The sequence below is a fragment of the Microbacterium sp. CPCC 204701 genome (assembly GCF_004010105.1).
Taxonomy (GTDB): Bacteria; Actinomycetota; Actinomycetes; order Actinomycetales; family Microbacteriaceae; genus Microbacterium.
On record NZ_RRYE01000043.1, the window covers coordinates 1 to 15,121 of the forward strand.

General features: G+C 70.4%; 11 protein-coding genes and 1 pseudogene. 4 read left to right on the forward strand and 8 right to left on the reverse strand.

Features of this window, described 5'->3' with window-relative positions:
* Positions 1-1,036 (forward strand): PASTA domain-containing protein (locus tag EIO58_RS05105; RefSeq protein WP_127818591.1); only part of this gene is annotated, 1,036 nt, incomplete at its 5' end.
* Positions 1,037-1,086: 50 nt separating this feature from the next.
* Here the strand turns inward: EIO58_RS05105 and EIO58_RS05110 are convergent.
* The 3 genes from EIO58_RS05110 to EIO58_RS05120 form a co-directional block, all read right to left on the reverse strand.
* Positions 1,087-2,424, reverse strand: a complete 1,338-nt coding sequence (locus EIO58_RS05110; protein ID WP_127818592.1) for a class II 3-deoxy-7-phosphoheptulonate synthase — start codon at positions 2,422-2,424, stop codon at positions 1,087-1,089.
* A gap of 63 nt (positions 2,425-2,487) precedes the next feature.
* On the reverse strand, positions 2,488-3,177 hold the full coding sequence (locus tag EIO58_RS05115; RefSeq protein ID WP_127818593.1) for a lysophospholipid acyltransferase family protein: 690 nt from the start codon (positions 3,175-3,177) through the stop codon (positions 2,488-2,490).
* Positions 3,178-3,181: 4 nt separating this feature from the next.
* Positions 3,182-4,117 (reverse strand): ROK family glucokinase, encoded by a 936-nt coding sequence (locus EIO58_RS05120; protein ID WP_127818594.1) that lies wholly within the window; start codon positions 4,115-4,117, stop codon positions 3,182-3,184.
* Between the two features lie 154 nt (positions 4,118-4,271).
* On the opposite strand from EIO58_RS05120, the gene EIO58_RS05125 reads away from it, so the two are divergent.
* Complete coding sequence (locus tag EIO58_RS05125; protein ID WP_127818595.1) at positions 4,272-6,098, forward strand: AMP-dependent synthetase/ligase; 1,827 nt, start codon at positions 4,272-4,274, stop codon at positions 6,096-6,098.
* A 59-nt stretch (positions 6,099-6,157) separates the two neighbouring features.
* Here EIO58_RS05125 and EIO58_RS05130 read toward each other — a convergent pair whose 3' ends face one another.
* From EIO58_RS05130 to EIO58_RS05140, 3 genes are read right to left on the reverse strand one after another with little or no spacing between them, the layout of a single operon-like run.
* Complete coding sequence (locus EIO58_RS05130; RefSeq protein ID WP_127818596.1) at positions 6,158-6,649, reverse strand: peptide deformylase; 492 nt, start codon at positions 6,647-6,649, stop codon at positions 6,158-6,160.
* Positions 6,650-6,657: 8 nt separating this feature from the next.
* Entirely contained in the window at positions 6,658-8,406 is a 1,749-nt protein-coding gene (locus EIO58_RS05135) for a MinD/ParA family ATP-binding protein (protein ID WP_127818597.1), read from the reverse strand.
* Between the two features lie 54 nt (positions 8,407-8,460).
* Positions 8,461-11,868: a pyruvate carboxylase gene (locus tag EIO58_RS05140; protein WP_127818598.1), complete on the reverse strand. Its 3,408-nt coding sequence runs from the start codon at positions 11,866-11,868 to the stop codon at positions 8,461-8,463.
* Positions 11,869-11,940: 72 nt separating this feature from the next.
* On the opposite strand from EIO58_RS05140, the gene EIO58_RS05145 reads away from it, so the two are divergent.
* On the forward strand, positions 11,941-12,750 hold the full coding sequence (locus tag EIO58_RS05145) for a ParA family protein (RefSeq protein ID WP_127818599.1): 810 nt from the start codon (positions 11,941-11,943) through the stop codon (positions 12,748-12,750).
* A 139-nt stretch (positions 12,751-12,889) separates the two neighbouring features.
* Complete coding sequence (locus EIO58_RS05150; RefSeq protein ID WP_127818600.1) at positions 12,890-14,104, forward strand: trans-sulfuration enzyme family protein; 1,215 nt, start codon at positions 12,890-12,892, stop codon at positions 14,102-14,104.
* A gap of 20 nt (positions 14,105-14,124) precedes the next feature.
* Here the strand turns inward: EIO58_RS05150 and EIO58_RS05155 are convergent, their stop codons facing one another.
* The gene (locus EIO58_RS05155; RefSeq protein WP_127818601.1) at positions 14,125-14,670 is read right to left on the reverse strand and encodes a MerR family transcriptional regulator; all 546 of its coding nucleotides are present in this window, start codon (positions 14,668-14,670) and stop codon (positions 14,125-14,127) included.
* Between the two features lie 129 nt (positions 14,671-14,799).
* A pseudogene (locus EIO58_RS05160) lies at positions 14,800-15,121 on the reverse strand (MerR family transcriptional regulator); the annotation flags it as partial.

The following is a 15,121-nucleotide window of genomic DNA, read 5'->3' on the forward strand; positions in this document are numbered from 1 at the left end:
CGACGACACTGCTGCCACCGGCGAGCTCACCGCGGTGCTCCCGTCGACCGCGACCGGGCCGACGTCGGGCCTCGAGGAGGTCGACAACGCGACGCGCCTGCGCGCCGCGGTGAAGCGCCGCCGCGCGAAGGGCGGCTGGCTCGTCGCCGTGGTGTTCCTGCTGGCCGCCCTCGCGGCCGGTCTCGGCTGGTGGTTCGGGTCGGGCCCCGGATCGATGGTGGCGGTCGCGGACGTGTCGGGCATGACGTTCGAGGCGGCTGCCGCCGAACTCGAGCAGGACACGCTCATCGCCGTGCGGCAGGACGCGAACAGCCTGGACATCCCGGTCGGTCACGTCATCAGCACCGACCCGTCGGCCGGCATGCGCGTGGAGCGCGACAGCGAGGTGACGGTCATGGTCTCGCTCGGCCCGGCCGATGCGACGTTCCCGAAGCTCAACGGGCTGACCGAGGAGGATGTCCGAGCGCAACTGACCGCCCAGCACGTCGCTCCCGGCGAGAGCGCGAAGTACTACACCGACGGACCCGCCGGCACGGTGGTGTACGTGGTCGTCCACCCGGCTGCCGGCGGAGATGACATCGAGTGCGGCGAGGGCTGCACCGCACACCAGGGCGACTCGGCCTCGCTCGGCGTCTCGCTCGGGCCGCTCCCGAGCGTCGTGGGAGAGCCTGTCGACGACGCGACGCGGATTCTCGCGGAGGCCGGCATCACGATCGCCGGTCAGACCGAGGAATACAGCGCCGACATCGCCGAAGGCTCGGTCATCCGCATGACCGAGCGCGAGCCGGCCGGATGGTGGCGCGAAGGCGACAGCACCACACTCATCGTCTCGCTCGGGCCGCCGCCGATCGAGGTGCCGAACGTCGTCGGCGACAACCTCGCAGACGCCATGGCCGAACTCGAGGAGGCCGGCTTCCGCCCGACCACGGTCGTGCCCCAGTTCGTGTGGGGCCTGTTCACGGTGGCCTCCACCGACCCCGAAGCCGGCACGACCCACCGGCGCGGCACCGAAGTGCGCGTGACGGCCGCCGGCTGACACCCGGCTTCACGGATGCCTCGGCTCGAGGCATCCGTCATCCCCTGAGGTCAGCGCTTCTCGAGCTCTTCCGCCACGAGGAACGCCAGCTCGAGCGACTGCATGTGGTTCAGGCGCGGGTCGCACAGCGACTCGTAGCGCGTGGCCAGCGTCTCTTCGTCGATCATCTCGGAGCCGCCGAGGCACTCGGTCACGTCGTCGCCGGTGAGCTCGACGTGGATGCCGCCGGGGAACGTGCCGACAGCCCGGTGCGCCTCGAAGAACCCGCGCACCTCGTCGACGACGTCGTCGAAGCGCCGCGTCTTGTAGCCGGTCGGCGTGGTGATGCCGTTGCCGTGCATGGGGTCGGTCACCCACAGCGGGGTCGCGCCCGAGTCGCGCACGGCCTCGAGCAGCGGCGGCAGGGCGTCGCGGATCTTGCCCGCGCCCATGCGCGTGATGAAGGTGAGGCGGCCGGGCTCGCGCTGCGGGTCGAGCCTGTCGATGAGGGCGAGAGCCGTCTCGGGTGTCGTCGACGGGCCGAGCTTCACGCCGATGGGGTTGCGGATCTTCGAGAAGTAGTCGACGTGTGCGCCATCGAGCTCGCGCGTGCGCTCGCCGATCCACAGGAAGTGCGCCGACGTGTTGTACGGCGTGTTCGTGCGGGAGTCGATGCGCGTCATGGGCCGCTCGTAGTCCATGAGCAGGCCCTCGTGACCGGTGTAGAATTCGACGCGCTTGAGCTCGTCGAAGTCCGCGCCAGCGGCCTCCATGAAGCGGATCGCCCGGTCGATCTCGCCCGCCATGCGCTCGTAGCGCACATTGGCCGGGTTCTTGGCGAAGCCCTTGTTCCAGGAGTGCACCTCTCGGAGGTCGGCGAAGCCGCCCTGGGTGAACGCACGGATGAGATTGATGGTCGAGGCGGCCGTGTGGTAACCCTTGAGCAGCCGCTGCGGGTCGGCCCGGCGCGAGCCTTCGGTGAAGTCGTAGCCGTTGACGATGTCGCCGCGGTAGGCGGGAAGCGTGACGTCGCCACGGGTCTCGCTGTCGCTCGAGCGGGGCTTGGCGAACTGGCCCGCCATGCGCCCCATCTTCACGACCGGCATCGACGCGCCGTAGGTCAGCACCACCGCCATCTGCAGCACGGTCTTGATGCGATTGCGGATCTGCTCGGCCGTCGCACCTGCGAACGTCTCGGCGCAGTCGCCGCCCTGCAACAGGAACGCGTTGCCGGATGCCGCGCGCGCGAGACGGTCGCGGAGGTTGTCGACCTCGCCGGCGAAGACGAGCGGGGGCAGCGTCGCGATCTCCGCCGACACCGCCGCCACCGCATCGGCGTCGGGCCACTGCGGCTGCTGCTTGATGGGCAGGGTCCGCCAGTGGTCGAGCGCATCGAGCTGCTGAAGCATCCCACGATTCTATCCGTGGGCGGATGACCCCCGGCGCCGCATGACGGGCTGTTCGCCCGGCGGTCAGCGAGACTTCGCCGTCAGGCGGTCCTTGACGGTCGAGGCGTACACGTCTTCGTACCCCTGCTCCCCCAGCCGCTGCAGCGCGACCATGATCTCGTCGGTGACGGAGCGGAGGATGTAGCGGTCGCCCTCCATCCCCTCGAAGCGCGAGAAGTCGAGCGGCTCTCCGATGACGACTCCGACGCGCGTGATGCGCGGCACGCGGGTGCCGATCGGCATCATCGTGTCGGTGTCGACCATCACGACCGGCACGACGGGCACGTGCGCCTCCAGCGCCATGCGGGCGATTCCGGTCCGTCCGCGGTACAGCTTGCCGTCGGGGCTGCGGGTGCCCTCGGGGTAGATGCCGAGCAGGTCGCCGCGGCCGAGCACCTGCAGACCCGTGTTCAGCGATGCCTCGGACGCCTTGCCGCCGGAGCGGTCGATCGGGATCTGACCCGTCGCCTTGAAGAACATGCGCGTCGCCCAGCCCTTGAGGCCCTTGCCGGTGAAGTAGTCGCTCTTGGCGAGGAAGGCCACCGGCCGGTCGATCATGAGCGGCAGGAAGATCGAGTCGACGAACGACAGGTGGTTGCTCGCGAGGATCGCGGCGCCTTCGGCGGGGACGTTGCGGCGGCCGACGATCCACGGGCGCCAGATCGCCTTGACGATCGGTCCGATCACCACGTACTTCATCAGCCAGTAGAACATCGCGCTATCCCTCCGCGGACGCCAGGTCGGCGGCGCCGATGAGGCCCGCGTCGTTGACGAGCTGCGCGATCGCGAACCGCGCCACCGGGCGGTCGCCGTACCCGGGCAGCGACGTCTCATAGGCCAGGCGCACGGGCGCGAGGAGGTCCTCGCCCAGCTGGGCGACTCCCCCGCCGATCACGAACAGTTCGGGATCGAGCACGGCCTGGAATCCGCCGCACGCCTCTCCGAGCGCGGTCGCGACGCGGCGCACCGCCTCGATGGCTCCCGGGTCGCCCGCGAGCACGAGGCGCGACACCGCGGGGCCTGAGATGATTCCCTTCGCGGCACGCAGCTCGGCCAGCGCGGCGCCGATGCCGCCCGCGTCGGCGATGTCGTTCGCCTCCCGCTGCAGCGCGCGGCCCGAGGCGTACTGCTCGAGGCATCCGCTCTGTCCGCATCCGCACAGGAGGCCGCCGCGGATGAAGCGCATGTGACCGAGTTCCGCGGCGATTCCATTCCCCCCGCGGAACAGCTGGCCGTCGAGGACGATCGCGCCCCCGACACCGGTGCCCATCGTGAGCATCACCATGTGGCCGACATCGCGCCCGGCGCCGAAGCGGTACTCCGCCCAGCCCGCGGCGTTCGCGTCGTTCTCGATCGCGACCGGCAGTCCGACGCCGGCTTCGAGCCGCGACTTGAGCGGCTCGTTGTGCCACGCGATGTTGGGGGCGTGGACGACGGTCGCACGGTCGCGGTCGATGAAGCCTGCGGCGGCGACGCCGACGGCGGCCACGTCGTGAGTGGCGCGGAAGTGGCGTGCCATGTCGATCACGGCGTCGGCGAGGGCGCCGGTGTCGGCAGGCGTGTCGACGCGGACCTTCTCGACGATCCGCCCGTCGGAGTCGACCACGCCTCCCGCGATCTTCGTCCCGCCGATGTCGATGCCGACCTTGAGCACTGCACTCCCTCTCCCGCGGCCGCACGCGCGACAGCGCCTTGAAGTCTATCCAGGCACCACTCGTCCACAGCGGCGCTGGTCGCCGCATGACGGCGGATTAGACTCGTGTGAGATCCACCCGAGAGTGAAGTCAATCGGTACCGAAGGAGTTGCCGTGGTCCAATTCGAAGTCCCCGCGATCGTCCCCGCCGATCCGCACGCGAACATCACCGACCTCCTGGTCGAACGCGTCAAGCAGACGCCCGATCGCGCGCTGTTCTCAGTCCCCGATGGGGAGGGCTGGCGCGACATCACGGCCGCCGAGTTCCAGAAGCAGGTGGTCGCCCTCGCGAAGGGGTTCGCAGCCGCCGGCATCGAGCCCGGCGACAAGGTGGGATTCGTCGCACGCACGACGTACGACTGGACTCTGGTCGACTTCGCGCTCTTCTACGCGGGCGCCGTCATGGTCCCGATCTACGAGACCAGCTCGGCCGCGCAGATCTCGTGGAACCTCTCGGACTCGGGCGCGATCGCCGTCATCACCGAATCCCCCGACCACTCGGCACGCGTCGCCGAGGTCCGCGGCGAGCTTCCGCTCATCCGCTCGGCGTGGGAGATACAGGCGGGCGATCTCGACAAGCTCATCGCCGACGGTGCGTCGGTGCCCGAGGACGAGATCGAGCGGCGCCGCAACATCGCGAAGGGCGCCGACATCGCGACTCTCATCTACACGTCGGGTTCCACCGGTCGCCCGAAGGGCTGCGTGCTCACGCACAGCAACTTCGTCGAGCTCACGCGCAACTCCGCCAAGGCACTGCGCGACGTGGTCGAGACGCCGGGCGCATCGACGCTGCTGTTCATCACGACGGCGCACGTGTTCGCGCGGTTCATCTCGATCCTGAACGTCCACGCCGGCGTCAAGACGGGGCACCAGCCCGACACCAAGCAGCTCCTTCCCGCGCTCGGCTCGTTCAAGCCGACGTTCCTGCTGGCTGTGCCGCGCGTGTTCGAGAAGGTGTACAACTCGGCCGAGCAGAAGGCCGAGGCGGGCGGCAAGGGCAAGATCTTCCGCGCCGCCGCGCACACCGCCGTCGAGCACTCCCGCCTCCTGCAGGAGGGCAGGAACGTGCCGTTCGGCACGAAGATCAAGTTCGCGCTGTTCGACAAGCTCGTCTACAGCAAGCTGCGCACCGCGATGGGCGGCAACGTCACGTACGCCGTGTCGGGTTCGGCGCCGCTCGGCCCGCGCCTCGGACACTTCTTCCACAGCCTCGGCGTCACGATCCTCGAAGGCTACGGCCTCACTGAGACCACTGCGCCGGCGACGGTCAACCTCGCCGACAAGTCGAAGATCGGCACCGTCGGCCCCGTGCTCCCGGGCGTCGGCATCCGGCTCGCCGACGACGGCGAGATCGAGGTGCGCGGCATCAACGTCTTCAAGGAGTACTGGCGCAACGCCGAGGCGACCGCCGCGGCGTTCGACGGCGACTGGTTCAAGACGGGAGACATCGGCTCGTTCGACGACGAGGGCTTCCTCACGATCACCGGTCGCAAGAAGGAGATCATCGTGACCGCGGGCGGCAAGAACGTCGCCCCCGCTGCGCTCGAGGACCCGATCCGCGCCAACCCGATCGTCGGCCAGGTGGTCGTCGTCGGCGACCAGAAGCCTTTCATCTCGGCCCTGATCACCCTCGACCCCGAGATGCTGCCGACGTGGCTGTCGAACAACGGGCTTCCCGCCGACCTGCCGCTGACCGAGGCAGCGAAGAACGAGGCGGTGCGCGCGGAGGTGCAGCGCGCGATCGACGAGGCGAACAAGCACGTGTCGCGCGCCGAGTCGATCCGCAAGTTCACGCTTCTGCCCACCGAGTGGACCGAGGCGAGCGGGCACCTCACGCCCAAGATGAGCATCAAGCGCAACGTGATCCTCGACGACTTCGCCGCCGACATCGATGAGATCTACGCCACGCCGGTCAACACGACGAACGTCTCGCTGAGCTGAGCCGGCGACGCCGTCCGTGAAGCGGATGCCGCGGCTGCGGCATCCGCTTCACCCTCTGTTCAGAACCAGTCCGATTCCCGGATCTCGCGCATCGCGACGCGCCGCTCCTCGGGCGTGAGGCGATCGAGGTAGAGGGTGCCGTCGAGGTGGTCGGTCTCGTGTTGCAGCGCCTGGGCGAGGAGCCCCTCCCCCTCGAGCACGACCTCGCTGCCGTCGAGGTCCTGGCCGACGACCTTGGCCCACGGGTACCGCACAGCGTCGTGCCAGAGGCCGGGCACCGACAGGCATCCCTCGCCGATCGGCTCGGGGTCGCCCGAGACCTCGACCAGCACCGGGTTCAGCACGTACCCGATGGCGCCGTCGATGTTGTAGCTGAAGGCGCGCAGGCCCACGCCGATCTGAGGGGCCGCGACGCCGGCGCGTCCCGGGAGCTCGACGGTGTCGAGCAGATCGCGCACGAGCGCGCGCACACCGTCGTCGATGTCTCCGATCGGCGCGGATACGGACTTCAGGACGGGGTCGCCGAAGAGGCGGATCGGACGGACTGCCATCGGATGCCTCAGGCCGCGGTCGCGTGCGAACGCAGGCCTTCGACGACCGCGGCGGCGAGCTCGCGGGCGGCGAGGCGCGTCGCCGGCTGGAGATCCTTGAAGACGATGCCGCTGCCGGCTGCGATCTGCGCGTCATACGGAACCCGCACGACCTTCCCCACACGCGTGCGGAAGTGCGCCTCGAGCTCGTCGAGCTGCACGAGCGGGTGCCCGGGCCGCGCGTTGTTGAGCACCACGACGGCGCCGCGCACCTTCTCGGAGTAGCCGTTGGTCTCGAGCCACGTGAGCGTCTCGGACGCGAGCCGCGCCTCGTCGACGCTGAGTCCGGCGACGATCACGAGCTGGTCGGCGAGGTCGAGTGTCGCACCCATGACGGAGTGGACGATGCCCGTTCCGGTGTCGGTGAGCACGACCGAGTAGTAATGGGCCGCAAGCGCGGCGACGTTGCGGTAGTCGGAGTCGTTGAACGCCTCCGACACGCGCGGGTCGGAGTCCGACGCGACGACGTCGAGGCGGGTCTCGTCGCGGGCGACGATGGTCGACAGGTCGTTGAAGCCGACGACGTCTCCGCTGATGCGCACGAGGTCGCGCACCGTCTTGCCGCTCTCGCGCGCGATCCGCTCGGCGAGGGTGCCGCGATCGGGGTTGGCGTCCACCGCGATGACGCGGTCGTCGCGGGCATCCGCCAGGGCCATCCCGAGGAGCGTCGTCACGGTCGTCTTGCCGACGCCGCCCTTGCGCGAGAGGACCGGCACGAAGCGGGCGCCGCCCGACAGCGGCGCGGCGATCCGGCGGTCGAGCTCCTTGCGCGCGCGGGCGCGCTTGCTGTCGCCGAGGTTGATGCGGCGCCCCGAGATCGAGTAGACGAGGTGCTGCCACATGCCCTCGGGCTCGGACCGGACCACCTGGTGCGGGTCGAGAAGCCGGTCGGCGGTGAGAAGATCCGCGGTCTCGCGGTCGGCCTCGAACTCGCCGAGCCGCTTCGAGGTGAGCGAGACGCTTGCCGCGGGGAATGCGCGCTCAACGGCCCGATCAGCCGGGCGGGCCGTGGGCACCGCATCGGTGTGGTGCGCCTCGCGGCGGGAGGCGGGCACCGGGTCGGTGGCGGCCGGCTTCGACTCGGGAGCCGAGTCGGACGGCGTGCGTGCAGTCATGGGGTCCTCCGCGGTCTCTTCGTTCGCGGCGACGTCGGCGGACGCGACGTCGGTGGGCGCGACGTCGTCGAGGGCGACATCCTCGAACTCGACGTCCTCGTACTGGGCGGCGTCGAAGTCGGCATCCTCGAACTCGGCGACGGCCGCGTCGACCGCCGCGGACTCGACCTCGTCGACGGATGCCTCGGCCTCGGCCGGCTCGGCCGGCGCGGACGCGACGGTCCCGACCTCCTCGAAGACCTCGTCGGCATCGGCGATGTCTTCGGTCGCGGGCGCCGCGGCGAAGCCGTCGCCTTCGACCGTCCACTCCTCCGAGTCGACGGCCTCGACGATCTCCGCCTCGGCGGTCTCAGCCGATGGCTCGGTCGCGGGCGTCATCACGACGGGGAGGTCGGCGTCGGCGGGGATCTCGACGACGAACGGCACCTCGTCGCCGATGATGTCGTCGTCGGCGAGGTCGTCGTCGGACTCGGTGGGCAGCTCGACATTCACCTGCGCCGTACCGCCGCCGAGGATTCCGAGGGTCGTGTCGAGGCTTCCGGTGTCGGAGAGTACGCCGTTCTCAGGCTCGTCGGGTGTGTGGTCGGGGCGATCGGGCGTCACTGCGTGCTTCTCCTGGGGGCGGACGGCGTTTTCGGGCGGATGCCGCCCTTCAGGCTACTGGGCAGGACGGATGACGACCAAAAGGTCTCCGGCGTCGACCTGCGCCGTCTCGGCGATCGCGAGCCGCTCGACGACCCCGTCGACGGGCGCGGTGATGGCCGCCTCCATCTTCATGGCCTCGATGGACGCCAGAGGCTGCCCCGCCGTCACGGTGTCGCCGATGCGAGCCTTGAGCGTGACGACTCCCGAGAAGGGCGCTGCGACCTGGCCAGGTTTGGAGGTGTCGGCCCTCTCGACCTGGCGCGCCTCGACCTTGATGCTCCGGTCGCGCACGAACACCGGGCGCAGCTGGCCGTTCAGCGTGGTCATGACGGTGCGGATTCCCTTGTCGTCGGCCTCTCCGATCGCCTCGAGGCCCACGTACAGCTGCACTCCCGGGTCGATCTCGGCGATGTGCTCCTCGCCGGGCTTCAGTCCGTACAGGTAGTCGGGGGTGCCGAGGGCCGACAGGTCGCCGTAGGTCTCGCGGTTCTTCTCGAACTCGCGCGCGGGTCCCGGGAAGAGCAGGCGGTTCAGCGCGCGGCGACGCTCGGCGGCATCGCCGGCGAGTCCGGCGCGCTCGTCGTCGGTGAGCGGCGGCACGTCGATCGAGATCGAGCGTCCTTCGAGCACCTTCGTGCGGAACGGCTCCGGCCATCCACCGGGGAGGTCGCCGAGCTCGCCGGCCATGAAGCCGACGACCGAGTCCGGGATGTCGTAGTTCTGCGGGTTCTGCTCGAAGTCCGCCGGGTCCGCGCGCACGGCGACCAGTGCCAGCGCGAGGTCTCCCACGACCTTCGACGACGGCGTCACCTTGGGGATGCGGCCGAGGATGCGGTCGGCCGCGGCGTACATGTCTTCGATGAGCTCGAAGTCGTCGGCGAGGCCCAGCGCGATCGCCTGCTGGCGAAGGTTGGACAGCTGGCCGCCGGGGATCTCGTGGTGGTACACGCGACCGGTCGGCGACGGCAGGCCCGACTCGAACGGACGGTACAGGTGCCGCACGGCCTCCCAGTACGGCTCGAGATCGCTCACCGCCTGAAGATCGAGGCCGGTGTCGCGGTCGGTGTGCGCGAGCGCGGCGACCAGCGCCGAGAGCGAGGGCTGGCTCGTGGTGCCCGACATCGGGGCGGCTGCGGCATCCACCGCGTCCACGCCCGCGGCGCTCGCGGCCAGGAGCGTCGCCAGCTGTCCGCCCGCGGTGTCGTGGGTGTGGAGGTGGACCGGAAGGTCGAAGCGCTCGCGCAGCGCGGTGACGAGCTTCGCGGCCGCCGCGGGGCGCAGCAGGCCCGCCATGTCTTTGATCGCGAGGATGTGCGCGCCGGACTCGACGATCTGCTCGGCGAGCCGCAGGTAGTAGTCGAGCGTGTACAGCTTCTCGGCGGGATCGAGCAGATCGGACGTGTAGCACAGTGCCACTTCGGCGATCGCGGTGCCGGTGGAGCGCACCGCCTCGATGGCGGGGCGCATCTGCGAGACGTCGTTGAGCGCGTCGAAGATGCGGAAGATGTCGACGCCGGTGGATGCCGCCTCGCGCACGAACGCGTCTGTGACCTCGACGGGCCGCGGCGTGTAGCCGACGGTGTTCCGGCCCCGCAGCAGCATCTGGATCGGGATGTTCGGCATCGCGGTGCGGATGGCCTCGAGGCGCTCCCACGGGTCCTCGGCGAGGAAGCGGAGCGCGACGTCGTAGGTCGCCCCTCCCCATGCCTCGACCGAGAGCAGCTGCGGCGTCAAGCGCGACACGTGCGGACCGACCCGCACGAGGTCGCGCGTACGCACCCGCGTCGCCAGGAGCGACTGGTGGGCGTCGCGGAACGTGGTCTCGGTGACCGCCAGAGCCGCCTGCTCGCGCAGCGCCCGCGCGAATTTCTCCGGCCCGAGCTCGCGCAGTCGCGCGAGGGTTCCCGCCGGAGGCTCGGCGGCGAGGTCGATCTCCGGCAGCTTGCTCCCGGGCGACACCGACAGCGGCTTCTCGCCGTACGGCCGGTTGACCGTGACGTCGCCGAGCCAGTTGAGCAGCTTCGTCGCGCGGTCGCGCGAATGGTTGCGTGTGAGCAGCGCCGGACGCTCGTCGATGAACGAGGTGCTCACGTCTCCTGCGACGAACGCGGGGTCGTCGAGCACGGCCCGCAGGAACGGGATGTTCGTCGCGACGCCGCGGATGCGGAACTCCGCCAGCGCGCGACGCGCACGGGCGACCGCAGCCGGGAAGTCGCGCCCGCGGCACGTGAGCTTCGCGAGCATCGAGTCGAAGTGCGGGCTGATCTGCGATCCCGCGGCCGTGGTGCCGCCGTCGAGGCGGATGCCGGCGCCGCCCGGCGACCGGTACGTCGTGATGCGCCCGGTGTCGGGACGGAACCCCTGCGAGGGGTCCTCGGTCGTGAGGCGGCACTGCAGCGCGGCACCGCGCAGCTGGATGCGGTCCTGCGTGAGGCCGAGGTCGGCGAGCGTCTCACCGGCCGCGATGAGCATCTGCGACTGCACCAGGTCGACGTCGGTGACCTCTTCGGTGACGGTGTGCTCGACCTGGATGCGCGGGTTCATCTCGATGAAGACGACCTCGCCCGTATGCGGGCCGGCGGTCTCGAGGAGGAACTCGACGGTGCCGGCATTCTCGTATCCGATCGAGCGGGCGAACGCGATGGCGTAGCCGTGCAGCGCGTCGCGCACCGCGGGATCGAGGTTCGGCGCCGGCGCGATCTCGATGACCTTCTGGTGGCGGCGCTGGACCGAGCAGTCCCGCTCGAAGAGGTGGACGGTCTCGCCGGTCTTGTCGGCGAGGACCTGCACCTCGACATGGCGGGGTCGCTGCACGGCCTGCTCGAGGAAGACGCGCGCGTCGCCGAAGGCGCTGCCCGCTTCGCGCATGGCCTCCGCAAGAGCGGGCGGCAGCTCTTCGGGGCGCTCGACGCGCCGCATCCCCCGCCCGCCGCCTCCGGCCACCGCCTTCACGAAGATCGGGAAGCCGATGTCGTCGGCCTGCGCGACCAGCACGTCGACGTCGTCGGAGGCCTCGGTCGAGCGCAGCACGGGCACGCCGGCGGCGATCGCGTGGTGCTTGGCGGTGACCTTGTTGCCGGCCATCTCGAGCACGTGGGCCGGCGGGCCGATGAACGCGATGCCGTTCGCCGCCGCCTTCTCGGCCAGCTCGGGGTTCTCCGAGAGGAACCCGTAGCCGGGATAGATGGCGTCGGCTCCGGACGACAGCGCCACCCGGACGATCTCGTCCACGTCGAGATATGCGCGGACCGGGTGGCCCCTCTCGCCGATCTCGTAGGACTCGTCGGCCTTCTGGCGGTGGAGCGAGCCCCGGTCCTCGAAGGGGAAGACCGCGACAGTGCGCGCGCCGAGCTCGTACGCCGCGCGGAACGCGCGGATCGCGATCTCGCCACGATTGGCGACCAGGATCTTGCGGAACATTCGACCTCCGGGGCGGCGGTGCGGGTGGGCCTGAGTGTGCTCTCAGCCTAGGGGACGGTAACGTGGTGCCTTGTGCACGTCCTATCCGTCAGCTCGCTCAAGGGCGGGGTCGGCAAGACGACCGTGACTCTCGGACTCGCGTCGGCGGCCTTCGCCCGCGGTGTCCGCACGCTCGTCGTCGACCTCGACCCGCAGTCCGATGTGTCGACGGGCATGGACATCCAGGTCGCCGGCCGCCTGAACGTCGCCGATGTCCTCGCCAATCCGAAGGAGAAGACGGTCCGTCAGGCCATCACCTCCAGCGGGTGGGCGAAGGTGCATCCCGGCACGATCGACGTCATGATCGGCAGCCCCTCGGCCATCAACTTCGACGGGCCTCACCCGAGCGTCCGCGACGTGTGGAAGCTCGAGGAGGCGCTCGCGACCATCGAGGCCGACTACGACCTGGTGCTGGTCGACTGCGCGCCCTCGCTCAACGCCCTGACGCGCACGGCGTGGGCCGCGAGCGATCGCGTCATCGTGGTGACCGAGCCCGGTCTGTTCTCGGTAGCGGCGGCCGACCGCGCGCTGCGCGCGATCGAAGAGATCCGCCGCGGTCTGTCGCCTCGTCTGCAGCCGCTCGGCATCGTGGTCAACCGCGTCCGCCCGCAGTCGATCGAGCACCAGTTCCGCATCAAGGAGCTGCGCGACATGTTCGGACCGCTCGTGCTCGCGCCGCAGCTGCCCGAGCGCACGTCGCTGCAGCAGGCGCAGGGCGCCGCGAAGCCGCTCCACATCTGGCCCGGCGACTCCGCCCAGGAGCTCGCGGCCGACTTCGACTCGCTGCTGGACCGCGTCATGCGAACCGGCCGCATCCCCGTGCCCGGCGAGGCGCGCGCCTGACCTTCGCGCCGACCGATGCCCCGGCATCCGTCCGCGTGCGTTGACCAGTCTGCTCGCCGGATGATCAGATTGCTCGCCGAATGCGTGATCGCATGATCACGACTTGCCTTTCGTCGCGGAGTCGCTGAACATATCGTTCATGGCATCGATGACGCTGCACCCTGACAGCATCGCCGTGCACGCCGGACGCGACGACCTCGCGGACCTCGGCGTCCACGCACTCCCTCTCGACCTCTCGTCGACGAACCCCCTCCCCGGGCTCGAGCTCGGCGGCATGTCGTACGAGGTGCTCGCCACCGGCGGTCACCCGTTCGAGGGCGGGTCGAACGTGTATGCGCGGCTGTGGAACCCCACCGTGGCGCGGTTCGAGGAGGCGCTCGCATGCCTCGAGCACGCCGAGGAGGCCGTTGCGTTCTCGTCGGGCATGGCGGCGATGACCGCCACCGTTCTTGCGATCGCCCACGAGACGGGAAAGCGTCACGTCGCCGGCGTGCGGCCGCTGTACGGCGGCACCGACCACCTTCTCGCAGCGGGCCGGCTGGGAATCGAGACCACGTTCTGCTCCCCCGACTCCGTCGCCGCGGCCCTGCGCGACGACACCGCGCTCGTCGTGCTCGAGTCCCCGGCCAACCCCACGCTCGAGCTCGTCGACATCCGCGCGATCGTCGCCGCGGCCGGTGAGGTTCCCGTGCTCGTCGACAACACGTTCGCGACCCCCGTGCTTCAGCAGCCGCTCGACCTCGGGGCCGCCCTGGCATTGCACAGCGCCACCAAGTACCTCGGCGGCCACGGCGACGTGGTCGGCGGCGTCGTCGCCTGCGACGCCCGCCTCGCCGCAGCGCTGCGACGCACCAGGGCGATCACGGGGGCCATCATGCACCCGCTCGCCGCGTACCTGCTGCACCGCGGGCTCGCCACGCTCCCCGTGCGCGTGCGGGCGCAGCAGACGACCGCTCGTACGGTCGCCGAGTGGCTCACGACGCACCCCGGGATCGCACGCGTCCGCTTCCCCGGATTCGCCGAGTGCGATCCGCGAGGACTCGTCGGCACCCAGCAGTCCGGCCCAGGCGCGATGATCTCGATCGAGCTCGCCGGCGGCTACGACGCCGCCCGCAGCCTGACCACCTCGGTGCGGCTGTTCACGCACGCGGTGTCGCTCGGCAGCGTCGACTCGCTGATCCAGCACCCCGCGGCGCTCACGCACCGTCCCGTGCAGTCCGACGCCAAGCCCTCCGACGCCTTGGTCCGTCTGTCGATCGGCCTCGAAGACCCGGCCGACCTCATCGCCGACCTCGATCAGGCGCTCTCCGCGGACGTCGGCGCACGCGAAGACCGTCGCCCCGCGACGGTCTGAAGCGCCGGGGCCGGAGCGGCTCAGGCCGAGCGGACCGCGCGGCGCGCGGCCAGTTCGTCCATCGGGCTGGGCTTCTCGACCTCGAAATCGACGAGCTCGGACTCGACCTCGCGCAGCACCTTGCCCACCGCGATGCCGAACACGCCCTGACCGCGGCTCACGAGGTCGATCACCTCGTCGTTCGACGTGCACAGGTACACCGACGCGCCGTCGCTCATGAGGGTCGTGCCCGCGAGATCGCGGATGCCGGCAGCACGGAGCTGCTCGACCGCGGTGCGGATCTGCTGCAGCGAGATGCCGGTGTCGAGCAGGCGCTTCACGAGCTTGAGCACGAGGATGTCGCGGAAGCCGTACAGCCGCTGCGATCCCGAGCCGCTCGCGCCGCGCACCGTGGGCTCGACGAGCTCGGTGCGCGCCCAGTAGTCGAGCTGTCGATATGTGATGCCGGCCGCACGGGCGGCGACCGCGCCACGGTAGCCGACCTCGTCGTCCATCGCCGGAAGACCGTCGGTGAAGAGGAGTTCGGCGACGAAAGGCTCGTTGTCAGACGTGTCTCGAGCAGTCACACTTCCCCCCTCCGCAATCGGATACCTCCACGCTAGATGAGCGTTCCCCTCCCGGCAACGACATCCGCTGTTCGACGCTCGGCGTGTCGCGCGCTTCGACAGGCTCAGCAGCCGGAATCGCCGGCTCGCTCAGGACTGCAGGCGCTCGAGCGCCGAGCGCACGAAGATCGCGCGCACCTCGTCGAGCCGCTTGGCGAGCTCGGGTGCGAGCTCACCGGCGCGGCCCCGGGATCCGGCATCCGTCCGTCGCAGCAGCGGCGCGAGCGCCGACTCGACCAGCGCGACGTCGCGCTCCGCGTTCTGGCGCAGGGACCGCACGTGGCGCGGCTCGATGCCGTGGCGATCGAGCGCGACGAGCGCGCGCAGCAGCGCGACAGACTGCTCGGTGTAGCTCTCGGCCCCGGTGAGCACACCCGTGCTGATCGCATCGTTGAGCAGCTGCGGCGCGGCG